The 24,799-nt window shown below is 58.6% G+C and carries 23 protein-coding genes; 5 read left to right on the top strand and 18 right to left on the bottom strand.

Annotation, left to right across the window (positions count from 1 at the left end; translation table 11 throughout):
• The 9 genes from ACMYUN_RS01905 to rfaH form a co-directional block, all read right to left on the bottom strand.
• On the bottom strand, nucleotides 1-1,107 hold the full coding sequence (locus tag ACMYUN_RS01905; RefSeq protein ID WP_415762600.1) for a glycosyltransferase: 1,107 nt from the start codon (nucleotides 1,105-1,107) through the stop codon (nucleotides 1-3).
• On the bottom strand, nucleotides 1,104-2,183 hold the full coding sequence (locus ACMYUN_RS01900; protein WP_415762599.1) for a glycosyltransferase: 1,080 nt from the start codon (nucleotides 2,181-2,183) through the stop codon (nucleotides 1,104-1,106). Before ACMYUN_RS01900 ends, ACMYUN_RS01905 begins: the two co-directional genes overlap by 4 nt.
• Before the next feature lie 11 nt (nucleotides 2,184-2,194).
• Nucleotides 2,195-2,902: a WecB/TagA/CpsF family glycosyltransferase gene (locus ACMYUN_RS01895; RefSeq protein ID WP_415762598.1), complete on the bottom strand. Its 708-nt coding sequence runs from the start codon at nucleotides 2,900-2,902 to the stop codon at nucleotides 2,195-2,197.
• Nucleotides 2,899-4,257 carry a UDP-glucose dehydrogenase family protein gene (locus ACMYUN_RS01890; RefSeq protein ID WP_415762597.1) on the bottom strand — a complete coding sequence of 453 codons (1,359 nt, stop codon included), beginning with the start codon at nucleotides 4,255-4,257 and terminating at the stop codon, nucleotides 2,899-2,901. Before ACMYUN_RS01890 ends, ACMYUN_RS01895 begins: the two co-directional genes overlap by 4 nt.
• Before the next feature lie 46 nt (nucleotides 4,258-4,303).
• Entirely contained in the window at nucleotides 4,304-5,695 is a 1,392-nt protein-coding gene (locus ACMYUN_RS01885; protein WP_415762596.1) for an undecaprenyl-phosphate glucose phosphotransferase, read from the bottom strand.
• A gap of 66 nt (nucleotides 5,696-5,761) precedes the next feature.
• The gene (locus tag ACMYUN_RS01880) at nucleotides 5,762-8,071 is read right to left on the bottom strand and encodes a GumC family protein (RefSeq protein ID WP_415762595.1); all 2,310 of its coding nucleotides are present in this window, start codon (nucleotides 8,069-8,071) and stop codon (nucleotides 5,762-5,764) included.
• A gap of 2 nt (nucleotides 8,072-8,073) precedes the next feature.
• Nucleotides 8,074-8,607, bottom strand: a complete 534-nt coding sequence (locus tag ACMYUN_RS01875) for a polysaccharide biosynthesis/export family protein (protein ID WP_130909790.1) — start codon at nucleotides 8,605-8,607, stop codon at nucleotides 8,074-8,076.
• An 11-nt stretch (nucleotides 8,608-8,618) separates the two neighbouring features.
• Nucleotides 8,619-9,776 (bottom strand): outer membrane beta-barrel protein, encoded by a 1,158-nt coding sequence (locus ACMYUN_RS01870; protein ID WP_129998631.1) that lies wholly within the window; start codon nucleotides 9,774-9,776, stop codon nucleotides 8,619-8,621.
• Nucleotides 9,777-9,827: 51 nt separating this feature from the next.
• The gene (rfaH, locus tag ACMYUN_RS01865; protein ID WP_039760334.1) at nucleotides 9,828-10,346 is read right to left on the bottom strand and encodes a transcription/translation regulatory transformer protein RfaH; all 519 of its coding nucleotides are present in this window, start codon (nucleotides 10,344-10,346) and stop codon (nucleotides 9,828-9,830) included.
• Nucleotides 10,347-11,030: 684 nt separating this feature from the next.
• Between rfaH and ACMYUN_RS01860 the strand changes: the two genes are divergently transcribed.
• The gene (locus ACMYUN_RS01860; protein WP_415762592.1) at nucleotides 11,031-12,005 is read left to right on the top strand and encodes an NAD-dependent epimerase/dehydratase family protein; all 975 of its coding nucleotides are present in this window, start codon (nucleotides 11,031-11,033) and stop codon (nucleotides 12,003-12,005) included.
• Between the two features lies 1 nt (nucleotide 12,006).
• On the opposite strand, the gene ACMYUN_RS01855 is transcribed toward ACMYUN_RS01860, so the two are convergent.
• The 9 genes from ACMYUN_RS01855 to ACMYUN_RS01815 form a co-directional block, all read right to left on the bottom strand.
• Nucleotides 12,007-12,216: a hypothetical protein gene (locus ACMYUN_RS01855; protein WP_039760340.1), complete on the bottom strand. Its 210-nt coding sequence runs from the start codon at nucleotides 12,214-12,216 to the stop codon at nucleotides 12,007-12,009.
• A complete protein-coding gene (locus ACMYUN_RS01850) occupies nucleotides 12,191-13,402 on the bottom strand; it encodes an MFS transporter (RefSeq protein ID WP_415762591.1) in 1,212 nt (403 codons plus the stop codon). Before ACMYUN_RS01850 ends, ACMYUN_RS01855 begins: the two co-directional genes overlap by 26 nt.
• A gap of 47 nt (nucleotides 13,403-13,449) precedes the next feature.
• Nucleotides 13,450-13,836, bottom strand: coding sequence for an ectoine synthase (locus ACMYUN_RS01845; RefSeq protein WP_415762590.1), 387 nt, complete (start codon nucleotides 13,834-13,836; stop codon nucleotides 13,450-13,452).
• Nucleotides 13,837-13,872: 36 nt separating this feature from the next.
• Complete coding sequence (locus ACMYUN_RS01840) at nucleotides 13,873-15,033, bottom strand: hypothetical protein (RefSeq protein WP_415762589.1); 1,161 nt, start codon at nucleotides 15,031-15,033, stop codon at nucleotides 13,873-13,875.
• Nucleotides 15,026-16,060 (bottom strand): class I SAM-dependent methyltransferase, encoded by a 1,035-nt coding sequence (locus tag ACMYUN_RS01835; protein WP_310404865.1) that lies wholly within the window; start codon nucleotides 16,058-16,060, stop codon nucleotides 15,026-15,028. The genes ACMYUN_RS01840 and ACMYUN_RS01835 overlap by 8 nt, the downstream gene beginning before the upstream one ends.
• A 16-nt stretch (nucleotides 16,061-16,076) precedes the next feature.
• Nucleotides 16,077-17,615 (bottom strand): class I adenylate-forming enzyme family protein, encoded by a 1,539-nt coding sequence (locus ACMYUN_RS01830; protein WP_415762587.1) that lies wholly within the window; start codon nucleotides 17,613-17,615, stop codon nucleotides 16,077-16,079.
• A 33-nt stretch (nucleotides 17,616-17,648) separates the two neighbouring features.
• Complete coding sequence (locus tag ACMYUN_RS01825; protein ID WP_415762586.1) at nucleotides 17,649-18,329, bottom strand: class I SAM-dependent methyltransferase; 681 nt, start codon at nucleotides 18,327-18,329, stop codon at nucleotides 17,649-17,651.
• Between the two features lie 477 nt (nucleotides 18,330-18,806).
• Nucleotides 18,807-19,169, bottom strand: a complete 363-nt coding sequence (locus ACMYUN_RS01820) for a response regulator (RefSeq protein ID WP_415762585.1) — start codon at nucleotides 19,167-19,169, stop codon at nucleotides 18,807-18,809.
• A 23-nt stretch (nucleotides 19,170-19,192) separates the two neighbouring features.
• Complete coding sequence (locus ACMYUN_RS01815; RefSeq protein WP_415764018.1) at nucleotides 19,193-20,632, bottom strand: ATPase domain-containing protein; 1,440 nt, start codon at nucleotides 20,630-20,632, stop codon at nucleotides 19,193-19,195.
• Between the two features lie 310 nt (nucleotides 20,633-20,942).
• Here ACMYUN_RS01815 and pstS point away from each other — a divergent pair, with 310 nt between their 5' ends.
• The 4 genes from pstS to pstB all read left to right on the top strand — a co-directional run bounded on the left by pstS (nucleotide 20,943) and on the right by pstB (nucleotide 24,762).
• Nucleotides 20,943-21,974 (top strand): phosphate ABC transporter substrate-binding protein PstS, encoded by a 1,032-nt coding sequence (gene pstS / locus ACMYUN_RS01810; protein ID WP_051600442.1) that lies wholly within the window; start codon nucleotides 20,943-20,945, stop codon nucleotides 21,972-21,974.
• 74 nt (nucleotides 21,975-22,048) lie between these two features.
• Nucleotides 22,049-23,014: a phosphate ABC transporter permease subunit PstC gene (gene pstC, locus ACMYUN_RS01805; RefSeq protein WP_024012838.1), complete on the top strand. Its 966-nt coding sequence runs from the start codon at nucleotides 22,049-22,051 to the stop codon at nucleotides 23,012-23,014.
• On the top strand, nucleotides 23,014-23,925 hold the full coding sequence (pstA, locus tag ACMYUN_RS01800) for a phosphate ABC transporter permease PstA (RefSeq protein WP_016774590.1): 912 nt from the start codon (nucleotides 23,014-23,016) through the stop codon (nucleotides 23,923-23,925). Before pstC ends, pstA begins: the two co-directional genes overlap by 1 nt.
• A 75-nt stretch (nucleotides 23,926-24,000) precedes the next feature.
• Nucleotides 24,001-24,762 carry a phosphate ABC transporter ATP-binding protein PstB gene (gene pstB / locus ACMYUN_RS01795; protein ID WP_016774591.1) on the top strand — a complete coding sequence of 254 codons (762 nt, stop codon included), beginning with the start codon at nucleotides 24,001-24,003 and terminating at the stop codon, nucleotides 24,760-24,762.
• Nucleotides 24,763-24,799: the final 37 nt, after the last annotated feature.

Raw genomic sequence — 24,799 nt, 5'->3', positions numbered from 1 at the left:
TCAGCGCCTCCCGAGCAACGCCTTGAGGTAGGTCTGCACCGCGCGAGCATTGACAAAGCGCGAGGCCGCCTCGATGCGCCGCTGGCGATGCGCGGCTCGCGGCGTGGCCAATTGTTGGCTGAGCGCGGCGGCGAGCGCGGCGGGGTCGTCGACCTCAACCAAGGGCGCAACGGCGCCATCGGCGAGAATTTCCTGCGGGCCATACGGGCAGCGTGTCGCTACCACCGGCGTGCCGGTCGAGAGGGCTTCGACCAAGGCGTTGGGGCTGCCTTCGAAACGCGACGACAAGACAAAACAATCGGCCCGAGCGATTTCGGCAATGGGGTCACTGGCGTACCCCGGCAGATCACAACGCCCTGCGACGCCGAGCGCTGCCGCCTGGGCAAGCAGTTCGCCGCGCAAGGCGCCTTCGCCGAAGATGATCAGCCGCGCATCGCCTTGTGGCAGGCGGGCGAAGGCGTCGATCAGAGTGTCGAAGCCCTTTTGCTGCGCCAGGCGACCCACGGCGACGATCACCGGGGTGGTTTTGTCCTTCAGCCAGGGATGGCTGGGCGCGGCGGCTGGTTTGTCGCGAAAATCGTTGTCGAGCACTGGGTTGTCGGCGGTGGTCACGTCGCGCGGTCGGGCGATGGTGGTGTCGACCAGATCCTCGGCGACACCTCGCGACACGCAGATCACCGGGTTGGGAATCAGCCGGTACAACCACGGCGCCAGCCAGTAGGCGAGCTTGACCGACAGGGCCGGGTTGACGTGCTTGTCCCGCGAAAAGGCATTGCGCTCGCTGACATGCAGCCGCGCCAAAGTACCGGACAGTGCGGCGGCGGCAATCGCCACGACGTTGACATGAGTGAGCACCGCCAGTTGCGCGTCGTAGCGGTTGCTGCGCAAAAAGCGCATCAAAGCGGGCACGGCAGCGGCGCTGCGCGGGCTGTCGAGCAGCACTTGCCTGACCCGTGGGTCGAGCGCCGGTTGATTGATGCCGGCACCGGTGAGCATCAGCAGTGTCACTTCGTTGCCGGCCTCAACCAAGGCACCGGCGAGGCGCACCATCATTTTCTCCGCGCCACCGGCGCCGAGGTCCTGGAGGATGATCAGCAGCTTTTTCATCGGTTCCACACCTGGTAATAAGCCTGGGCGGCGTATTGGCTGGTATAGGGCAGGATCGCTTCGCTGACCGAGCGTCGCGCCGGCGTCGCGGGTTCGCGGCTGGCCAGACTGTCGAGCATTGCCTCGGCCAGTGCCGGAACATCATTCACGCTGACCAAACGGCCGAGGCGTCCATCATCGAGCAACTCGCGCGGTCCGCTGCCGCAATCAGTGGAAATCACTGCCGTGCCCAACGCCAGCGCCTCGACCAGTACCGTCGGCAAGCCTTCGTGCAATGAGCTGAGCACCAACAGCTGCGCATGGCGGATCAACGGATAGGGATTGCGCAGATGCCCGGTGAAATGCACCAGACGTTCGATGCCCAGCCGTTGCGCCTGCGCCTCTAGCTCTTCGCGCAACGGGCCGTCGCCGGCAATTACCAGATACGGCAGCGGGCGTTGTTGCGCCGCCAGCGCATAGGCGTCGAGCAGCAGATCAAAGCCCTTGGTTTGCACCAGTCGGCCGATCCCCAGCCAGTAATGATGAGGCACGCCACCGGGCAGCGGCGCTTGTGCCGCGTGCATCAGTTGTTCGCTGATCACTGCGTTCGGGCAATAACGGATGCGCGGTCGCCCCCACGGCATCAACCCGGCAAGTGACTGGCGCAAACCGTGGGACACCGCGACCACCTTGCCGCTGCCGCACAGGTACAAGGCGTACAACAGACGCAGGCTGGCGCGCCCGGTGTTCTGCTCGGCGCAATCCAGTGCGGCATGGCGGGTGTAAATGACTTTGCAGGGACTGCCCAGCGTGGCAAACCAGGTGCAGAGATTGGCCTGCTCCTTGGCGCCGATCAGATGCGTCACGCCCTCACGGCGAATCAGCCGGCGCAGCAGCACGATCGACTTCAGCCAGCCCGCGAGCCCGCTGCCGCCACCGGCCATGCTGGGCACGCCGTCGACATTGGGCGAGTCGCCGTTCATGACGAAAAAACTCACCCGTCGACCGTCCGCCAGAAACTGCTCGGCGAGGCGTTGCTGCACGCACTCGACGCCACCGCCAGTCTGGTAATCCTTGAGCGTGAACAGAATATGCATCGGCACAATCCTCATGGGGCAGTGACATTGATCGCCACTTGCTGGCGCAGAATCAGTTCGGTCAGCCGCAGCGCGTTGCTCGGATAATCGAACAGGTAGCGCTTGATCGTGTGTGGCTCGCGGTACATGCGGTAGAAGGCGCGAAGGTGCAGGCGATTGATGGCGGCGGGGTAGTAACGTTCGCTGGCATTGGCCTCCTGACGAATGAAACCGCCGCAGGTAAAAGCCACGCCGCTGAAACCGCCGCGCAGTGCTTCTAGGACAAAGCGTTCCTGCAGACCGGCGCCAAGGCCGACCAGCAGCAGGTTGCTCCGCTGCCGGCGAATGTCAGCCTGGATCGCTGCGCCTTGTTTGGCGTCGAAATAACCGTTGTGCGCGCCGACCAGTTGCAGGCGCGGATACTGCATACCGAGTTTTTCCACGAAGCGATCAAGCTCTGCCTGCTTCGCACCGACCACATAGACGCGCTTGCCGCGCTGCTCGGACTCGCGCAACACCGGGTCGGCAATCGAGGTGAAATCGAAACTGACGCGCTGCACCGCGCGCCCGGTGATGCGCGACATGAACCCGGACATCAGCATGCCGTCGCAGAAATACGCCAGCGACGGGGGCGGCTGGCGAATGAAACTGCCGATCGAGGCGAAGTTGAGAAAGGAGAACGCCCGGTTGGAGTCCAGCAGGGCCGGCGAATAACGGTCCAGCAGCTCGAGGCGGATCATGACGCGAGATCCTGTGCTTCGGCGGCGCATGTCGGTCGGCCGACACTGATGTAGGTGAAGCCGCGTGCGCTGAGGCGTTGCGGATCGAACAGGTTGCGCCCGTCGAAGATCAGCGGATTTTTCAGCTGACGGGCGAGCAGTTCGAAGTCCGGCGCGCGAAACGATTGCCACTCGGTGACAATCACCAACGCGTCGGCATTTTTCAACGCCGCCTCTTTGGTCCCCGCCAGCGTGAGGTCGTCGCGCGGGCCGTAAAGCTGCTGCGCCTGCTCCATGGCTTTCGGGTCGAACGCCTGCACATTGGCGCCGGCACGCCACAACGCTTCCATCAGCACGCGGCTGGGGGCTTCACGCATGTCGTCGGTGTTGGGCTTGAAACTCAGGCCCCACAGCGCAAAGGTTTTGCCTTCCAGCGCGCCGTTGAAGTGCTCGGCGATCTTGTGGAACAGCGTGCTTTTCTGCTCGTTGTTGCGCGACTCCACCGCGCGGAGCAGGCGCGCATCGATGTCGACGCCGTGGGCGGCATGGATCAGCGCTCGCACGTCCTTGGGAAAACACGAGCCGCCATAACCGATGCCGGGGTAGATGAACTGGTAGCCGATGCGCGGATCCGAGCCGATGCCGTGGCGGACCATTTCGATGTCGGCACCGAGTTTTTCGGCGAGCCCGGCCATCTCGTTCATGAAACTGATCTTCGTCGCCAGCATGCAATTGGCCGCGTACTTGGTCAGCTCGGCGCTGCGCACGTCCATGACGATGATCTTTTCGCGGTTGCGATTGAACGGTTCGTACAGCTCGCGCATCAGCGCTTCGGCGCGCGGGCTGTCGGTGCCGATGATGATCCGGTCGGGGCGCATGCAGTCGTCGACCGCGCAGCCTTCCTTGAGAAATTCAGGGTTGGAGACCACGTCGAAGCGCAGCGCAGCGCGGCCGCTTTCGCCGAGGATTGCATTGATGCATTCGCGCACCCGATCCGCCGTGCCCACCGGCACCGTGGATTTGTCGACGATGATTTGCTCGCCGCGCAGGTGTTCGCCGATGGTACGGGCGACGCTGAGAACGTGTTTGAGATCCGCCGAGCCGTCCTCGTCCGGCGGCGTACCGACGGCAATCAGCAACACGTCGCCGTGTTTCACCGCCGCGGCCAGATCACTGCCGAATTGCAGGCGACCGCTGTGATGATTGTCCCGCACCAGGCTTTTCAGGCCCGGCTCGTAGATGGGCAGGCTGCCGTCATTCAAGGCCTGCACCTTGGCCGTGTCGACATCCACACACAGCACGTTGTGGCCGACCTCGGCCAGCGCGGCGCCCTGGACCAGTCCGACATAACCGATACCGAATACACTCACATTCATGGGAAAACCTCATGCGTGGCGGGGTGGGCCAGAGCGCTGGCCGCTGTCAGTAGATGTTTTTCGAAAACAGGGTGAAGGGCGTCTTCAGCAGGATCTTGATGTCCAGCCACAGCGACCATTGATTGATGTAATTGAGGTCCTGGGCGACCCGGTGCTGCATCTTTTCCACGGTCTCGGTTTCGCCGCGATGCCCGGTGATCTGCGCCAGCCCGGTGATGCCAGGCTTGAGCCGATGCCGCGCCATGTAGGCGCGCACCTTGCCGGTGTAATAGATGTTGTGCGTGACCGCGTGCGGACGCGGGCCGACCAGCGCCATGTGGCCGAACAGCACGTTGAACAGTTGCGGCAACTCATCGATGGAGCTGCGCCGCAGAAAGCGTCCCAGCGGTGTGACGCGGTCGTCGTCGCGGCTGGCCTGGCGCACTTGCTGATCGTCGTGCACGCGCATCGAGCGGAATTTCCACACGCGGATCACTTCGCCGTCGCAGCCATGGCGGTTCTGCTTGAACAGCACCGGCCCCGGCGACGTCAGCTTGACCGCGATGGCGACGCCGAGCAGCAGCGGGCTGAGCAGAATCAGCGCTACCGCGGCGACGCTGCGTTCGAACAGGTCCTTGCAGAACAGGCTGCCGGGGTGCGAGGTGAGCAGGCTTTCGTTGAGATAAATCGCCGGCATCCGCTCGATCTCGGAGATCGAATGATTGAGCAAGACCATGCTGCCCAGATCGGGAATCCACACCACGTCGACGTTCATGTCGAGCAGGTTGATGTACAACGCTTCGATGGTCGCTGCCTCGGCCATCGGTAGCACGATGTATACGCGCCGCGCCTGCAGGCGGGTGATGATTTCGCGGATGTCCTCGACCTCACCGAGCAGCGGCAGAATGCTCGGCGCCGGGCCGCTGTCGGCTTTCGCTGCGACAAAACCGAGCAGCAGCGCACGATCAGGGTCGAGCAGTTTGCGCGCCAGTTCATGGGCGGTAGGGCAGGTGCCGATGATCACCGCGCGGCGCTCGTTGCAGATCATCTTGGTGTAGAGGCGCACGAACAGGTGCAGCGGCAGAAACGTCGCCGCCTGGGCGAGAAAACCGACCACGGCCCAGACAATCACCACTTGCCGCGAGAACAGCGCGCTGGTCTGGGTGACGAAGGCGATGCTCATCAGCAGGCCGAGCAGAATCAGCCAGCCGGCCAGCAACCGCCCCAGTCCGACCAGTAGGCCATGGCGCTTGTGGTAAACCTGCACCAGGCCGTAGACCGGCATCGAGCCAAGCACGGTGAGGATGATCAGCAAGCGGTACTCACTGGGCAATTCGCCGATGCGCCAGTGCACCAGCACGATCAGCAACAGGTTGACCAAAGTCATTGCGCACAACCATTGCACCCAGAAGGTGAGGCCACGACGGTGTGCCATTTGCGCGGAATATTGCGAGGTCATCGGCGCGATCTCCGATTCGTCGAACAGGGAAGGATTTGCTGTTGCCGGGCGGCACGGCCCGGAGGATCAGCGCGGGGCGAAGTCGTAGTCGTAGAAGGAACGGGAATGACCATGGCCGTACTTGCGCGCCTTGCGCAGGTCGACCTGATTGAGCACCACGCCGAATACCGGCGCCTGGCTCTGCTGCAACACGGCGATGCTTTTGCGCACCTGGCCGACCGGCGTGCTCTGCGCCTTGACCACGTAGATCACCGCGTCGGAGTGCTGGGCCAGCAACAGTGCGTCGCTGACGATTTCTGCCGGCGGCGAATCGATGATGATGTGCCGGTAGCGCGACTTGAGAATCTGCAACAGCCGGCCGAGGCGCGGTGAACTGAGCAAGTCCTGCGCGGGAGCGACGGCGTTGCTCGAACTGCTTGAGGCTTGCAGCCGTGGTGCGTCGAACGGGTCCAGCGCCGATGGCGTCAGGCAGCCGGCCGGGAGCATGTCGAGATTGCCCACGCTGCGGATGCAGTCTTCCAGCCGCGCTGTACCGGCCATGAGGTTGGCGAGGCCGGGGCTCTGCGGCGGGAAATCGAAGTTCAGCGACAGCGTCGGCTGACGCATGTCGGCATCGATCAGCAGCACCCGTTCCAATGGCGCCAACGACGAGGCGAGATTGTTGGCGATGGTGCTTTTGCCTTCGCCGGACACCGAAGACGTGACCAGCACCACTTGCGCCGGGCGTTCGTTGTTTTGCAGCATCAGCCAGGTGCGCAGGTTGCGGATGGTTTCGCAGAAGCGCGGGTGGTCGTTGTCCTCGAACAACCGCGCCAACTGCCGCCGGCTCTTTTTCATCACCAGCGGCACGACGCTGAGCAGCGGCACATTGAGCAGGCTCTCGACGGTGTCGTCGGTCTTGAAGGTGTTGCTCAGGGTATCGAAGAGGAAGGCGAGGGCGACGCCGACGACCGCTGCGACTAGCGCAACAATGGCGAGAATCAGATTCTTGCGCGGTTTGCTCGCTTCCAGCGGCGCGATCGCCGGGTCGACGATGCGCGCCTTGGCTGAGTCCATGTCCGAGGTGGCAGCGGTTTCCTTGAGGCGGGTGACGAAGGTTTCGTACAGCGCTCGGGTGCTGTCGACTTCACGCTGGAATTCGCGCAGCTGGAATTCCTTGCGTGAAATGTCCTGAATCTGCGCCTTGTTGCTATTGAAGGATTTGCGCAACGCGTCTTCGCTGGCCACTGCCAGTTGATACTGGCGCTCGATTCCGGCGACCACTTGCTGCACTTGCAGACGCAGACTGTTGGCGGCGGTGCGCTGTTCGGAACGGGCGGATATCAGCGCCGGGTGTTTCGGCCCGTAGCGGCCCGACAACTCTTCGACTTTGGCCTGAGCCTTGGCCAGATCAGCCTGGAATTGCTGAATCAGCGGATTGCTCAGCACTGCCGGCACGCTGGACAAACGACTGATGTCGCCATTGCTCAGGGATTGCGCCTGACGGAACTGGCTCTCCGCTTCGGCGCGATCGCGGCGCGCGTCGATCATGCGGTTGCCGGTCATTTGCAGCTCGTTGGCACTGATGGTGGCGACGCCGTCGACGTCAACCAGACCCTGTTCTTCGCGGTAGGCCTGCAACTTGTTTTCGGCTATGCGAAGGTTGTCGCGCAGTTCGACCAGGCGGGTGTTCATCCAACTGGTGTTGTTTTGCGAAGACTTCAGGCTGGTGTCCTGCTGGCTGTCGATAAAGCCCTGGGCGAGGGCGTTGGCCACCGCCGCAGCGAGGGTCGGGTCGGGCAGTTCGACGTCGATTTCCAGCAACTGACTTTTGCCGACGAATTTGACGCTGGTGTGCAGCATCAGGTTTTGCGTGACGTCGTTGAACACTTGTTCTTCGGTCGCTGGCGGCTTCGGCGGCGGCAGCAGGTCCAGCCATGGCAGCCACTGGTCACGATTGAGGTCGGCCAGCCATTGGCGCGGGGTGAACCAGCTCTGCTCCTGCTGACGTGGATCGGTGATCGGGTTGGTAGTCAGGCCAAGTTTGCGCACGGCGCGCTCGGCCAGCTCCCGCGATTGCAGCAGTGCTTGCTGGGTCTGCAAGTAATCAGTGGTGGTGGCGCCGCCGGATTCGGCGGCTTGCTGAAAACTCAACACCGGCGGCGTCTTGTCCTTGATCAGCAGCGTCGCACTGCCGACGTACTGTGGCGTGATAAACGACAGCGCCACCACGGCCAGCGCGCAACTGAGCAGCACCAGCCAGGCGATGTTCCACTTCGCCGACCAGATCACTCGCCACAGGTGCAGCAGATCAAGGGTGTCCGACTCCTCGGCGGCTTGCGTTGGCAAGTGGCCCTGGAGCGGACGTTCGAGGTAGGTGCTTGGGCTGTTGTCCATGATCAGAAAAAGCCTTGTGCAATGGAAATGGTGTCGCCGGGGGCGATGACGGTGGTGCGCGAGATGTTTTCAGTGACCGGTGGGCCACCGCTGCCGCGCAAAATCGTCACGCGTTTCATCGAGGCGCGTTCGGTCAGGCCGCCGCCCAGCGCAATGGCTTTTTCCAGGGTCAGCCCGGGCTGAAAGGGGTAGCTGCCGGGCTTCTGCACCTCGCCGTTGATATAGAACGGGCGGTATTCGATCTGGCTGAGGCTGACTTTCGGATCGACCAGATAGCCTTGCTTGAGACCGTCGACGATCTTTTGTTCGACCTGATTGGGCGTCAGGCCCTTGGCGACGATTTCGCCGAGAAACGGGTAGGAGAAGGTGCCAGCGTCATTCAGGCGAATCTTCTTGAAGCTCAGTTCCGGCTCGCCGAACACGATGATGCGCAAGACATCGCCAGCGGCCAGGCGGTAATTGGTGTCGGTGTCCGCCGCCTCGACCGTGGGCACTGTCCAGAGCAGCAACAACAGCAGAATCAGGCGCGTGTGCATGGCCAACCCTCCTACAGACTGACGTCAAACGTGATCTGGAAAACATTGCGGGTGAAGCTCTCGTTGTCGGCATCAGAGTCGTTGTCGCGGTGGCGGTAGGCGACTTCGACGTCCAGCCAGCGACGCATTTCGTAATTCACGCCGAGTTTGTAATCCTGCAGATCGTCGCTGCGGTCCTGGCCTTCGTAGACGTAATGGCCCATGCCGGCTTCGGCGACGGTGGTGATGCGCTCGGTCCAGCCGTGGCGCCAACCGATCTGGGTGAAGGTGGCTTTCACCGCGTCGGAGCCGTCGTCGCCTTCGGCCATGGCTTGGCGCGCGAGAAAGGTGAAGGTCGAGTAGGTGCGCGGTTTCCACGCCAGATCCACTTGCCAGGTCGGGTTGCTCAGGTCGTCGGAACCGCTCTGGTCGAAGTTCTTGCGCTCGTAGCCGACGCGCAGCTTGCCGGTGGTTTTCGCCGTCATGTCCCATTCGGCACCGGCCAGCACTGCGTCGGAGCGGCTGCTGCGCGGGCTGTTCGATTGCAGGTAATCGAAGCGGGTGTGGTCATATTCGAGCAGGCTGCGGGTCTTGCTGCCGAGGCGGTGATACCAGGTGCTGGTCAGGTTGCTGGTGTCGCGTTCCTTGTCATCATTGATGCCGTCGGCGTTGTCATAGCGCAGCCTTGCGTAACTGGCGCCGAGGTCGATCTGGTTCAGCGCACTGCGCGCGCCAAAGGTGTAGACGCCGCCGACGCGTTGGCTCTCGATCTTGTCGTTGATGCCGTCGACGGCGGTCGAGGTGGTGCGCTCGTATTTGCGCGCCTCGGCTTCCAGTTTCAGTCGATGCCGATCAGTGAACTCCATGATGCTGTCGGCACGCAGGCGCTGGGCGGTGTTCGAAGCATCCGAAGCGCTGTGATAGATGTAGCGGGTTGGTTCCCAGATCACTCGCGTGGCGCTGTTGCGATCCTCGGCCTTGAGCTCGAAGGCCGGCGCCAGGCGGGTGACCATAGTGGACTCGACATCGTGTTCGACTTCGCGAAAGTTGTCGTCGTAGCTTTCCGACAAAGCAAAGGTCGGGGTGAAATCGAAGCCGTAGACATTGATCGCTTGCGGCTCGACGCTCCAGGCTTCGGGTGCGCAGCAGGCGACGGCTAAAATCAGGGAACAGCGAGGCCTCAGAGCCATTGATCACGCTCCTGATGAAGGGGGTCGGGGTCAGGGCGAAGCGGATCCGGACTATTGTCGCTGGCGTTCGAGGTAGCTCAGCGGAACGCTGACATGCTGTTGGCGGTTGAGGAAATTGAGCAGGATCATTACGCGCTCGTCGCCCTGCATGGACAGGAACACGCCTTCAAGCGGCGACAGTGGGCCCTGGACGATTTGCAGAGGTTCGCCGGGCTTGAGCGTCGGCTCGGCAGGAAAACCGAGCGACTCCTGGCTGCGTTCGCGCAGTTGTGCAATCACGTCTTCGTCGACGCGGGCGGGCACATGGTTGAATTCGACGATGCGGCTGACACCGCGGGTCGAGCGAATCGGTGCCCAGTTGTCGTCGCGGCTCAGTTGAATGAACACGTAGCCGGGAAACAGCGATTCCAGTGTTCGTTGGCGTTTGCCACGAATACTGCGCTCGCTCATCAGCTGCGGCCGAAAGGTCGAATAGTTCTGTTGCTGCAGATTGAGTTGTGCCCGTTCATCCTGGCGGGGCTTGCACTGCAATAAATACCAGTTAGAACCGTTGCGGCAAACCGTTAGCATGCTGGAGTACTCCATACATAGCGATCGTTTAAGCAGGGCGGCCGATAGCGTGGGACGAGCCGTCATGCTTGCTAGTAGGTAGTAGGCTGATCAAGGCAAGGTGCCGAGCCAGATGCATCAATGTTTATTGGCAGAAGAAGTGTTTCAAAAATGAATCAATCGGGTTCGGTTATTGTTATATCCGTGGCCGTCTTGGCTATAACGAGTCCGTGCTTTTGTTTGAGCAAAGCTACCGCACGGTTCGCAGTTGCGACCTTCAGGATCCAATTACATAAGTAGCCAGAAAGCAGGAAAGTGCGCGTCGGCGCGAGCTCATCGGGCAGTGCTAAGTTATCGGCCAGTCTGCGCTAGCTGTCAATTGATAACAGTCAAAAACATTACCTTTCATCCGCTGATGATGGCCATGTTTTGTAGATCATTGATTCACAAGGGCAAATTCTGTTCGTCGGATTTTTTAAACTTTTATAAGTTATTGAAGTCGTGCCAGCTAGATGAAGCGGGTGATAGCAAATTAGTTTCAACTGTACATCTTTCGGTTCGTAAGAAGTTGGTTTGTTAAACACCTTGCGTCGGATGCTGCTGGCCCTGGCAACTAAGCTCGTCTATGAATAGTTTCCGTCTTTTACGGGCAAATGTTCGACGGTGTGTATCCCCCTGAAGTAAAACCGGTGAGCCGAGGTGATCATGAGTGTTCTGGTAACGGGCGCAGCAGGCTTTATCGGTTACCACACGGTCATGCGTTTATGTTGCGAAGGTTTTCAGGTTGTTGGTGTCGACAATCTCAACACTTACTACGACGTCGAACTTAAACAGGCGCGTGTACAGAGATTGCAAACGCTGGCCAACTTCACTTTCCATCGGCTGGACATTGTCAACCAGGCTGCGTTGACCGCGTTGTTCGCGCACGGCCACTTCAAACAGGTCATTCACTTGGCCGCGCAGGCTGGAGTGCGCTACTCGCTCGACAATCCTGATGTTTATGCGCAATCGAATCTGGTCGGGTTTCTCAACGTTTTGGAAGCGTGCCGTCGTCACCATCCAGAGCACTTGATCTACGCCTCGAGCAGTTCGGTGTACGGCGCCAATACCAAGATGCCGTTTGCTGAAGATGACCCGGTCGACCAGCCGGTTTCGTTATACGCCGCGAGCAAACGCGCCAACGAATTGCTCGCGCACAGCTACTGCCATCTCTACGGATTACAGGCTACCGGCCTGCGCTTTTTCACCGTGTACGGCCCGTGGGGTCGACCGGACATGGCGTTGTTCAAATTCACCGAAGCCATGCTGCATGGGCGCGCCATCGACCTCTACAACCAGGGCGAGATGGCGCGGGATTTCACTTACATCGATGACATCGTCGAGGCGATTTTGCGCTTGCTCGACAAACCGCCCGCACTCAGCGCCGAGCGCAGCACCAACCGGCTGTTCAATATCGGCCGCGGCAGTCCGGTGGCGCTGATGGGCTTCGTCGAATGCCTGGAGCAGGCATTGGGCATCAAGAGTCAGCGCCGTTATTTGCCGATGCAGGAGGGCGACGTACTGAAAACCTGGGCCGACGTGTCGGCGCTGGCACGCTGCATCAACTTCAGCCCGCAGGTGCCGATCGAGCAGGGCGTGCAAGCGTTCGTGCAGTGGTATCGCGAGTTTTATCAGGTCTGATTCAGTGCAAGGTGACGGCCCTGCGACTTTCACCAATGCGGATCCGGTCGAGGGCGCGGTTCAACGCATCCAGCGCATCGAGCAACGCCTTGGCCTCGGCTTCACGCCCGTCGCCCCACAGGCGTTCGGCCATTTTGTTCAAGGCCAGAATGGCGCGTTCGATGTCGGCTGCACTGGCGGTGTTGTTACTGGCTGGTGGTTTCTTCGGCATTCGGGATTTCTCGGCAGACGGCAAACCACCATACCGCCAAGGCACCGAGCAATATAGTCAGTGCGGCGAGAATGAGGATTACGTGTTGTGCGCCTAACGCTGTGGCAAACAGCGCCACCAGCAAACCCGCCAGGGGCTGCGACAGATTGTTGAGCAAGGTAATGACGCCCACGGTCTTGCCGAAGTCCTTGGGCGGAATCACGCGTTGGCGAATGCTGCGCATGTAGATGTTGAACATCTTGTCGAAGCCGACGATTAACAGAAAACCCAGCACATAGCCGCTCAGGTGCGGACTGAGGGCACTGATCAGCGCGCCGACGGCGATCATCGTATAGGCAACGCCGCCAAGTACCCGCTGCGGTAACTCGACCCGGGCGAGAAAAAAAAGGATGACGATAGTCGTCACTGCGCCGGCGGCTTGCAGCCCGGCGTACGCATCTTTCCCAGCGCTGTATTGCCCCAGCACCATCGCAGCGGAGGTTGCCAGCGTGACGCCGACAATCAGATTGACGCCGACTGCGAGCATGATGATTTTTCTCAGAGCCGCCAGCTCACGTATATGCCCAAACGCAATGCGTAACGGTTGGAGCCAGATGTCCTGATGCTGTTCGAAGGTTTCCAGCGTGATCCGGCTGAGGCGTTGCCACACCAGCATGCTCAGGTCGGCCAACAGGAACAGGCCTGCGACCCACAGCACCACCCAGTGCCACGCCCAGATTTCCAACAGCAAGGCAGCGACCAGCGGCCCGAGCACCAGGCCGGTCTGATCGGCAATTTGCGAATAGGACAATGTCTTGGTGTAGCTGTAGTGTTTGAAGATATAGGGCATCAGCACCTCACGGGCCATGATGCCCTGCGTGGTGAGAACCCCGCAGACCGCCGAGAGAACAACTACCCAAGTAATGCCGCCGAACAAAGCATACAAACCTACCGCCAGCAGACAGAGCACGGCTCGGTAAACCTGGCTGATGTGCAGGATTCGGATCGGCGAAAACTTGTCGCACAGTGCACCGCAGACCGGAAATGCGAGAAAGCGAGGAAGCGATTCGACGAAAAACGCCAGCCCGGCCCAGGACGCGCTATTGGTGGTCTGGAATACCACCAGCGGCACAATGAACAGCAGGATCTGATCGGCGAGTCGAGAAAGGAAAAGGGAGATGAAGAAAGCCAGGTAATCCTTGCGCAAGATGAACTCCTTGTTATTGACGGTCTGGCCGCTCGGCCAGCCGTAATTCAGTACGCCGATCCATGGCTGTCGTTGAGATTATGGCGCTCGTCACCGCGCAGTGGGGGGTTGAAAACACTGACCAGGACAAGATCCTGCTCCTTGCCGCCCCGAAGGTAATGACGGTCGTGCTGATCAAGTACATACACATCGCCAGGGCGAATCGGGTAGATATTACCCTGCATATCTTCCACCTCGCCTTCGCCGGCTATGCAGTAACATGCCTCGAGATGGTTGCGATAGTGCAACAGCGATTCCGTCCCTGCACGCACCACGGTGTGGCATAACGTAAAACCCATCGCATCCCGCTCTGTGAGTAGGCGGTGACTTGTGCCTGCGCCCCATTCAACGAAATACGGGGTTTGTTCTACGTCTGATTTGTTGCGGATAAACATAGTCGCTCTCCAAAAGCGTGTTTGACAAATTTGGCATCAGACCGGGCGCAGGGCGGATTCGCCACTGGCGAACATCGCATCGCTCCAAGCCACATCACGATGAGCCGCCATGGTCTGAATATCGCGCCAATGACGGTGCAGTGGATTGCCGCCGACCAATGAAGAAGCGCCAAGTCTTTCCACCAGTCGTCGCACCACCTCAACGCATTGTTGTGCCAGATAGGCGCGGTCACGTTTGAGCAGCAAAAGCTGTCCTGGGTCCAGTTCACGACCGTGGCAACCGGCGTCATGCAATCGCGAAATCAGCGAGTGGTACAGCAATTGAGCGCTGAACAATTGCGCCGCGGAGTGAGCCGCCTGTTCGGATACGCGAGCGTCGGCGATCTCGGCTGAGGAAGCCATTGATGCTATGTACGCAGCATGGGCTCCTTCCGCGCATCCAAGCAGTGGACCAATGATCGAGGTGGTTAGATAGGGCACCAGAGGCAGTCGATCAATATAGTCCTCGCTCTGCCTGTTTAGATCTGCGGCAAAAATTTCGTGCAGTGCAAAGATCCGATCATGCGGGACAAGCAACTGCTCAGTCAGCACATCATGTGACCCCGTCGCAGCCATGCCGCTGCTGTCCCAGCTGTCGAGTCTTTGCACGTCCCGAGTCTCAACAAGCACTAGAAAACGGGGAGTGCGCGTCGCATCCGGATGGTTATGGCAGGGTGCATTCAGCAGTAGCCACGAGGCGTCGTCGACACCTGAGCTGAAGCGCCAACGTCCATTCACTCGCATGCCAGCCGTCTCCAGCGATAATCGGCTTTCGCCACTGCTGGAGGCGGAGGCAAACAGTTGCCGGCTTCCTTTGGAATAGAGTTGGTCCTGGCACGCTGCGGGCAGGCGTCGAACGATGCTGCCGTGGCCGCCCACCAAGGCCAGTATCCAACCCGTGGAGGCGCAGCCACGTGCGGCGACGCGCGCACTTTCGACGAGCGAGGGCCAGTTACCCCCGTGAATAACCGGAGCGCGCGGCGACATTAGATCCAGCCAGTCGCCGGAAAACAGTTCGGTGAAAGTACTGGCGCTCAAGCGCCTGTTTTTCTCTGCCGCAGTGGCCCGGTCCCGCCAACCCCCCAAGTGTCGCAGTGCATTGAGACAGAATCGTGGATGAGCGCCGGGGTGGAAAATCGGCTCGATGAAGTCATGCATTGGTTGGCATCCGGACCTTTTCAGCCGCAGGCATGAGCGCGCCAAGGCGAGAGTGTTCGAAGCAGAACTCATCAGGCTGCACGATCGGGCCCAACAGCGAAAGGAAGCGATTGATCTGCTCAGAATCGTCCGACGCCACGAACTCGCAAAAATTGCTGCTGTTCCATAACAGGTGTACATGTTTGAAGCGAGCAGATAGCGCGGTCACCAGTTCTTCAAGGGTGACTTGGCCGTTTTGCATTTGCTCAAGCATCTGCTGGCGTTTCCAGCTGATTTCTTGTTCGCTGAAGTAACGTGTCTTGAATGCCTCATCCTTGATCCGCTCACGTCGCAAGTACTCTTGAGGATCGGGGTGATTGAGTTTTTCGAGCAAAAAAACCAGTCCGCCTGGTTTGAGAAATTTTTTAATATGCGCTACTTGCCGTTCTCGATCACGGCTATAAAACTGAAACGCCGCCATCTCATAAACAAAATCAAAACCCGTATTGAACTGGCGGTATTGCGCGGTGTTCAGTAATTCTGGATTTACCTTGAAGACCGATTCCGGAAAAAACTTCGAGTGTGCGGGATCCGCATGCAGCTTGAAGGGTACTTCATTGGCCCTATTCGGCGATGAGGTGAAGCTATGGATCAAGCCTTGCGAATGGCCGGCCAGGGCTCGTCCGTTGCTACCATCAAAAGCGTCGACTTCAAATAGACTGAAAGTTTCCCCGCCTTCACTGCCTCTCTCCTTGGCAAGCTTGGTCAAGGCCACGCCTACCCTGCAAAGCTCCTCAAGGATATACGGCACGCTGGCGAGAAAATGGGAAAATAACGGGCCAGCCCCCGCAATCAGACGATCGTGATAATCAAGAATTTGCGGATTGTCGAGCTGCGTTTTCAGGTGGCTGTGTAACGACTGGAGGGGTACCTGGCTGGCACCGGTGGCGAGGCTGTGAAAATGATCCGCGAGTTTTAACATCGCGCTCTGTTGCAAATCGCGGTCGAGACTGGCGTCATCCTGAGGCCGCTGCGGTCGAGTATCCATAGTAAAGCTCCTGCTGTCAGATCAATCCTTTGGTAGTGAGCTTGCCGGAATCGGTTTTCGGCAAGGTATCGAGGAACACGCAATGAGCGGGTACCATGTGCCAGTCCAGGTTCGTCTTGCAGTGATCGAGCAGGGCTTGTTCACTAATGGCGCCGTAGTCGGGGTCGAGTACCACGCAAGCTTTAGGAACATGACCCGCCGACTCATCGGAGACAGGTACTACCAGCACTTGAGAGACCGCCGGATGTGCGGCGAGGCAATGTTCGATTTCGCGTGGATTGACATTCCAGATATTGCGGGCGAACACGTCATCCTTGCGCGCCACGTAATAGAGGTAGCCTTCGGCATCGCGTTTGAACAAATCGCCGGTGCGATACAGGCGTGAATGGCCGAACGCATCGTGAACAAATGCGTCGGCATTGGCTTGTGGCATGTCCCAATATTCGAGCATCAGATAGTCGCTGGTCAGCAGCAACTCGCCTGTTTCGCCAGGTTGATCAATGACCCGACCGTGTCCGTCTACGAGATAAAGGCTCACGCCGGGCAGCGGCTTGCCCACTGAGTCGGGGCGCTGATCGATCTCTTCGGGAGGTAGATAGCTGACTCGCTTGCATTCGGTAAGCCCATAGTTTGAGAAAATCTGCACTTTGGGCAGTGCTTCGCGAATTCGCTTGATGTGTCGGGTATGCAAGGACTGGCCGCTGCTTGAGATATAGCGGAGCGCTGGAATTCGTGCCTGCCAATGAGGCCCGGTTTTGGCCAGCAGGAAAAAAATCGGTGGGAAAACATGCATCGCCGTAACAGACTCGCGCTCTACCACAGCAAGCACATCTTCTCCATTGTTGGCGGGGCGCGTTTCAATAACGCTGGTTGCGCCGGCGAACAATGGCATCATTACGTTATACACGCCGTAATCGGAGGCTAGCGTCGAATAGCTAAGTATGCGGTCGTCCGGGGTGTTGTTCAGATAGGCGGTTACCCGTTTGGACGCAGCGACCATGATGCGGTGGTTGACTAACACACCCTTGGGTTTGAAGGATGAGCCGGAAGTGTAAAAAATCGAAGTCGGATGTTCCGGATCGTTCAGCGGTTGTCTTGCGGTTTGCTTTAGAGCTCGGTTAACAGCAATGGCATCGGTCAGTCGCAGAATCGTCGGCGACGTCGACTGCGTGGCGACGGTAACGATGACCAGCTTCAGCCCAGCGGCTTCAATCAGCCCTTCCAGATCCTCGGTGCAGCTGGTAATCAGCACTCGCGCGCCCGAATGTCTGAGTTGGTGGACAAGCTTGGCGCGGCTTAGTGTGTGGTGGGTGGCAGCTGTGATCGCTCCGGCTTGCAGTGCGCCTAGAAAAGCGGCGATCTGCTCAATGCCGATGGGCGAGTAGAATCCGATCCGGTCTCCCGAAACGATTCCCAATCCCTGGAGCAGAGCGGCAATGTCGTCCGCTTGCTGCTGAAGTTGTTCATACGTGGTAACGGCTCCATCCAATACAACCGCTGGTTTATTGGGGAACTGTTTTGCTTTATCGGCGATAATCTGATGGAAGAGGTTCACGGCTTTATATCCTTCGAGCGCAGCGGCGAAAAATCAAGTGCGCCTTCTTGCGCACACCGAAACATAAGTACCCTGCCAAGTGTAAGGCTCGATTGGCAAGTTCGCGCTGTTGCTCAAAGGCCAGCTTTGTTTGTCAAAGAAATGGTTGAAAGCCAAAATATCGAAGTTTGATAGCCATTTATCAAATAATCCTTCGCTATCACTAATGGATAGTCCCGCTTCCTTGTCCCAGATAAACGGCTCGCCCGATTCGTGAAACTGGCGGGTTAAATTGGATAGTATGTCAAGAAATATATATCCTCCAGGTTTGACCGCTTCGATAATTGAAGGTGCAATCCGTTCTAGCTGCTGCGGCGTGAAGAAGTGTAAAACTTCTGAACATATCAGCACATCATAAAAAGAATGGGCAGGACGATATTTCAGAATATCGGCCTGTTGAAAATTCAAGTCTCGCAGCCAAGGATTGAGTCTCCGGCTTTGCGCAGTGCTGTCAACCATATCCACGCCGGTCACGCTGTAACCTTTGCGCGCAAGTGCGGTGAGATTACGACCATCGCCGCAACCCAGTTCGAGTGATTCGCCGGGTCCACCCGGCAATATTTCAACGAAACTCTTGACTTCAGGGCGTATCTCGCCAAACAAAGTTATGTTATCGCAGGCGCTGTATTCCTGTTCGTACCATTCTTTCAGAACGGAACTACATACAACTTTCATGGCTTTTCTCCGGCATGAGTTGACCCACTGCGCATGGACGTCTGCACAGCATTGAATTTGTTGGCGGGTCTTACCGTGAACAGTACTGAAAGATTGTAAAGAAAAAGTAGTGAATGAGGGCGGGCACGTGAAGGTCAGACATAATGAAACTCCTTTTCATTTTGTTCGATATTTTTTGCATTCATTGAATGCCGATAATCATTGCGATACTTTCATCGCGCGGTTTGTCGTGTCAAGGCGAAACCTATTAAGGCAGAATAGTTTTTTGTCACTGCATAGTTACACTGTTAATAAATAAAGAAAATCTGGACGTACTCGGCTCAGTTGTTGGAGGTGCGCAGAGAGCCGGCCGCTGATAACTGACCGGTCTTTTGTACACGGAAAAGCATGTTTATCGAGTTTTTTCAGCGCAAGTGGCGTAAGCATTCGTTTAAAGGTCTGAGCCTGTGGCCGTGAACGAGTGCCTTGCGCGACGGACTACTCCGTCGCCAACAGCTTCTTCACCTCAGCCACAATCACCGCAATATCAAACGGCTTGGGCACCACCACATCAAACAGATCCGAACGCTGCATGCCGATGTGCGCTTGCGCGCCACTCATGAGAATGATCGGCAAGTGTTTGACGGACGGCTGGGCACGCACGGCTTCGGCGAATTCGAGGCCGTCCATGATCGGCATCATGAAGTCGGTGATGACCAGCGCCGGACGTTCTCTTTCCAGCACCTCGAGCGCTTTCTTGCCGTTGCTGGCGGTCACTGTCATGAAGCCCTCATCCTCAAGCGCAAAGCCAAGAATGTCAGCAATCAGATACTCGTCGTCGACTACCAGGATGGTGGTCATGTTATTTCAACCCGCTTGAAGACTTACGAAATTGAACCAGGCAATGACTCAGCTGCGACTGAAGGTTCATTTTTCAAAGCCTTTTCCAGGAACACATCTTGATCACGGACAACCACCTCGAACCGCGACGGGTTGTAGGAGCTATCACGTACCTTAAGAATGGAAAGCGTCCTGCGAAGTTCAGCGTGATTCTCAAAGAAACGCATGAGTATCAGGTTGTCGACAATACTGGACAGGTCAGAGTTCGGTGCGCTGACCTCGGAGCCGAACAAATCGCGCATTTCCCAGGAGGCGAACACCGTCACGCCTCTGGAACGCAGTTCGTTCATCAATGCACTGAAAAAGTCGGTGATGCGTTCCGGGGTGGTTGACACCCGTGTCATGCCGCTCAGGCTATCGATGAACAGGCGCTTGATGCCTTTCTCATCGACCAGGCTCAGCAGGCGTGCGCCGAGGCCGTCGAGCAAACCCTCCGTTGTTGGCTGCCAGGCAATGCTCAATGCGCCGCTGTGTTCCATGTGTTCAATATCGATGCCCAGCGAACGGCCTTTCAGGCGCAGGCGCTGCGGGCTTTCATAGAAACCGAAATGCAGGCCAGGCGCTTCGGCCGTAGATTGCGCCAGAAACTTCAGGCCCAGCGTGGTTTTGCCGATGCCGGAAGGCCCCATGACCAGCGTGACGCTGGAGCTGTGCAAGCCGCCACCAAAGATCTCGTCAAGGGAAGCAATGCCGCTTGGAATACGTGTCATGTCCGCGCTGTCGGGTGCGGAGGGGCGCTTGTAGAGACTTTCGAGGCGCGGATAGACGACCAGGCCGTTATCGGTGATTTCGCATTCGTGAAGGCCAGTCAACGCGCCGCTGCCGCGAGTCTTGCGCAAATGAATGCGGCGTACCGAACGGGTACCGAAAAGCTCTTCGCCCATTTCGATGACGCCGTCGACCATCGTGTGTTCCGGGCTGCCGTCATCCAGGCGTGAGCTGGTGAGAAACAGCACGGTGCAACCGGCGAAGGCTGCGTGGCCTTGCAGCTCGGAGATGAATTTTTTCGTGTCGATCGGCGAGTCGGCTTTGGAGCGTGCATTGAGCAGGCCGTCGACGACCATGACGGTCGCCTTCTGCCGAGTGATTTCGCGTCGCAGCAGCTTCACGACTTCATCGAGGCCTTCGTTTTCCAGCGTATCGAATGCGCTGACAAATTGAATTTCGGCTCCCACTCGCGATGAATCGAAAAAACTCATCGTCGACAGGAACTGGAACAGCCGGTCGTGCGACTCGGCCAGCAACGTGGCGACCAGTACACGACCGCCGTTACGGGCATGGTGAAAACCGAGCTGGTTGGCAAGGATGGTTTTGCCGGAACCCGGGCGGCCTTGAATGATGTACGAAGCGCCGGCGACAAAGCCCCCCTGAAGCAGCGCGTCGAGCCCTTCGATCCCGCTTTGAAGGCGTTTTAGCTTTTCCACAATGCGACCCTGATCTGAAAAAACAGGCTTGTTCAGCCCAATGGGTGAAATGCTAACGCCATTTCCGGTTAAGGGCCATAAAGGCTGGGGAAAAGTAGCGTTTTCGCAATGTGAACCTGGCACGTGACTGCTCGGGATCAGGGAGTAGGGACAAGCGCCGCACAGGAAGATTCGATTTTTCGAAACCCGGAAGCCGACATACATATGCGCTGCTGCGGACCATGAGGGTAACGCTTGCCACTTTGCTTTCATGAAATCGTCACAAAACTGCTGCAGAGTTCGGGAGCCCGTAATCACTAGGTGTCATTTAATGAAAAGTTTGATGAAGTCTGCTGCGCTCGCCATTGCGGTATCTCTTTGTGCCACCTCGGCCTCCTTTGCAGCAGAAAATGTTCGCCTGACGGGGTCCGGAGCAAGTTTCCCGGCGCCGATCTACCTGACCTGGTTCAAGGATTTCAGCAAGAAATCCGATGGCGTCACTGTCGATTACCAATCCAAGGGCAGTGGCGCGGGCGTACAGGACTTCTTGAACAAAACCGTAGATTTCGCTGCCAGTGACTCGGCAATGAAAGACGAAGATATCGCCAAGGTCGCCGAAGGCGTGCAGTTGCTGCCAATGACCGCCGGGGAAATCGTGCTGGCCTATAACCTGCCGGGCAATCCCAAGGGGCTGAAGCTGCCACGCGACGTCTACTCCAACATTTTCCTGGGCAAGATCACGCGCTGGAACGATCCGCAGATCGTCGCAGCCAACCCGGACCTGAAACTCTCCGATACGCCAATCACCGTTGTCGTGCGTGCAGATTCCAGCGGTACGACCGCGGTATTCACCAAGCACTTGGCAACAGTCAACGCCGAGTTCAAGCAGGCGTTGGGTGAGGGCAACACCGTCAACTGGCCGGCCAGTGACAAGTTCATCAAATCGCCGAAAAACGATGGCGTAACCGCTACCGTGCGCCAGACCCCAGGTGCGATTGGTTACATCGAATATGGCTTCGCCAAGCTGGCCAAAGTCGACTTTGCCCAGTTGCAGAACAAGGCTGGCAATTACGTCGTGCCAAACGCCGAAAGCGGTGCCGAGGCCCTGGCGGCGGTGAAGATGCCGGAAAACCTGGTGGCCTGGCTGCCTGATCCGGACGGTGCCAAGTCCTATCCGATCACCTCTTATACCTGGATGATTTTCCGCAAGGACAATGGCAACCCGGCCAAGGCCAAAGCCATGCGTGAAATGGTCGAATACAGCCTGACCGAGGGGCAGAAGATTGCCGATTCGATGGGTTACATCCCGTTGCCGCAATCGGTCGTCGAACAGGTTCGCAAAGCGTCCGCCAACATTCAGTAACGCCGTGAGGTCTCTCTCGGCGTGTGCGTCTGCGCCACGCCGGGAGAGTTTTCCCCCTGTTCCGGACTTAGCCCATGAACAAACCTTTTGTCGTACCGGTTAATCCCGACTCTGCCTGCCAGCCACCCTCGACGAAGGATTTCCTGGTTGATCGCACCTTCCGCGCGCTCGCACGCATCGGTGTGGTACTGATTCTGGCGCTGGTATTTGCACTGGTGTTCGAAGTCGGACGCAAGGCACTTCCCGGTATGGAGAAGCACGGCTTCGATGTGCTTCTGGGCAGTGTATGGGACGTCAACCAAGGCAAATACGGCATTCTGCCAGCCATCTGGGGCACGCTCTACAGCGCCTTCATCGCGTTGCTGATCGCCGGTGTCTTTGGCGTGAGCATGGCGATTTTCCTGACCCAGGATTTCCTGCCGACCAAGCTCGCTGCGCTCTTTCGTACCATCGTCGAACTGCTCGCAGCCATTCCCAGCGTGGTCTATGGCCTGTGGGGGATCTATGTGGTGATCCCGGCGATTCGGCCGCTGACGACCTGGTTGAACAGCGAACTGGGCTGGATTCCCTTTTTCGGCACGTCCCTGAGCGGCCCAGGCCTGCTGCCCGCAGCGCTGGTACTGGCGATCATGATTCTGCCGACCATTGCCGCGGTTTCGCAGGACGCGCTTACGGCTGTGCCGATGAAAACCAAACAGGCCGCATACGGCATGGGCACTACGCATTGGGAAGCGATTCTCAAAGTAATGGTGCCTTCGGCCGCCACCGGCATCTTCGGCTCGCTGGTGCTGGGCCTGGGGCGCGCGCTGGGTGAAACGATGGCGCTGGCCATGCTGGTCGGCAATGCCAACAACATTTCCCTTTCGTTGTTTGCACCGGCCAACACGCTCGCCGCTCTGCTGGCGCTGAACTTCCCCGAAGCCGGGCCGAACGAGATCGAGGTATTGATGTATGCCGCACTGGTGCTGATGTTGATTACGCTGATTGTGAACATTTTCGGCTCGATGATCATGATGTACGCCCAACGGGGTAACAAGTGATGACTGATCTGACCGCAGCAACAGACCTGACTGCGCCAACCGGTGCGATGCCCAGCTTGCAACGCAGGTTCGAGGGCCGCGCGCTGCGCAGCCTGATCCTGACCACCCTGGTCTGGGCAGGTGCTTTGCTGGCCAGCGTGCCGCTGATTTCCGTGCTCTACATGCTGATCACTCGTGGTGGCGCGCGTCTGAACCTTGAAGTCTTTACCGAACTGCCGCCGACCGGCTTCGAGATGGGCGGCGGTTTCGGCAATGCAATGGCAGGTACTTTCGTAATGGTCGGTATCGCGGCAGCGATCGCGGTGCCGGTCGGGATCATGGCGGCCATCTTCCTGGCTGAACTGGGGCCGGACAGCAAGCTAGGGAACGCCGCGCGTTTTGCCGCCAAGATGCTTACGGGCCTGCCGTCGATCCTGGCGGGGGTGTTTGCCTACGCTTTGGTAGTAATGACCACCGGCACGTATTCGGCACCGGCAGGTGGCGTGGCGCTGGCCGTCCTGATGCTGCCGATCGTGGTGCTGACCGCGGAAGAATCGATGCGGATGGTGCCCAAGATCATGAAAGATGCCGCTTATGGCATGGGCTGCACCCGCTCGCAGGTCATCTGGAAAATCATCTTGCCGACCGGCATGCCCGCGATCCTGACTGGCGTGATGCTCGCCGTGGCGCGTGCCGCAGGCGAGACGGCACCGCTGTTGTTCACCGCGCTTTTCAGCAACTACTGGATCTACCACCAGGGCAATCTCGATGTCATGAATCCGACTGCCTCGCTGGCGGTGCTGATCTACAACTTCTCCGGCATGCCTTTCGATAACCAGCTCGAGCTCGCATGGGCGGCCTCGTTGGTGCTGGTGATGATCGTGCTGTTCGTGAACATCATCAGCCGGATTTTCGGCAAGCCCAAGTATTAAGAACGGGAGCATCTGATTTTGAACGTATCCACTGCGCAAATAGCCGCTCCGTTTGTCACCCAGGCGCCAGTAGTCATGGACTGCAAACTGGACAAGATTTTCTACGGCAACTTCATGGCAGTACGTGACAGCCACGTGCCCATCGAAAAAAACAAGATCACCGGATTCATCGGTCCCTCAGGCTGCGGCAAAAGCACCGTGCTGCGCAGTCTCAACCGAATGAACGATCTGGTGAAGGGATTCCGTTTCGAGGGCCATGTGCATTTCCTCGGGCAGGACGTCTACGGCAAGGGCGTCGATCCGGTGGTCGTACGTCGCTACATCGGCATGGTGTTTCAACAACCCAACCCGTTCTCGATGAGCATCTTCGACAACGTGGCGTTTGGCCTTCGGCTCAATCGCTACAAGGGCGATATCGGCGACCGCGTCAAGCATGCGCTGCAAGGCGCCGCGCTGTGGGACGAAGTCAAGGACAAGCTCAAGGTCAGCGGCCTGTCGCTCTCCGGTGGCCAGCAACAACGCCTGTGTATCGCCCGGGCGATCGCCACTGAGCCGGAAGTCCTGCTGCTGGATGAGCCTTGTTCGGCACTGGACCCGATCGCCACTAGGCGCGTCGAAGAATTGATGGTCGAGTTGAAGAAGGACTACACCATCGCACTGGTGACCCACAACATGCAGCAAGCCATCCGTGTTGCTGACACCACGGCGTTTTTCTCGGTGGATATTTCCCAGGGCACGCGCACCGGTTATCTGGTCGAGATGGGCCCGACGGCGCAGATCTTCGACAACCCGCGTGAACAGATGACCGGCGATTACATCAGCGGCAAGTTCAGCTAAGTCACAGCACCGGTCACGGCCGCCTATCTGCACAAGC

This window comes from Pseudomonas sp. CP4 (assembly GCF_047758505.1).
Classification (GTDB): domain Bacteria; phylum Pseudomonadota; class Gammaproteobacteria; order Pseudomonadales; family Pseudomonadaceae; genus Aquipseudomonas; species Aquipseudomonas fluorescens_AO.
The sequence above is the reverse complement of the archived record's forward strand: the minus strand, read 5'-3'. Positions and strand labels throughout refer to the sequence as shown.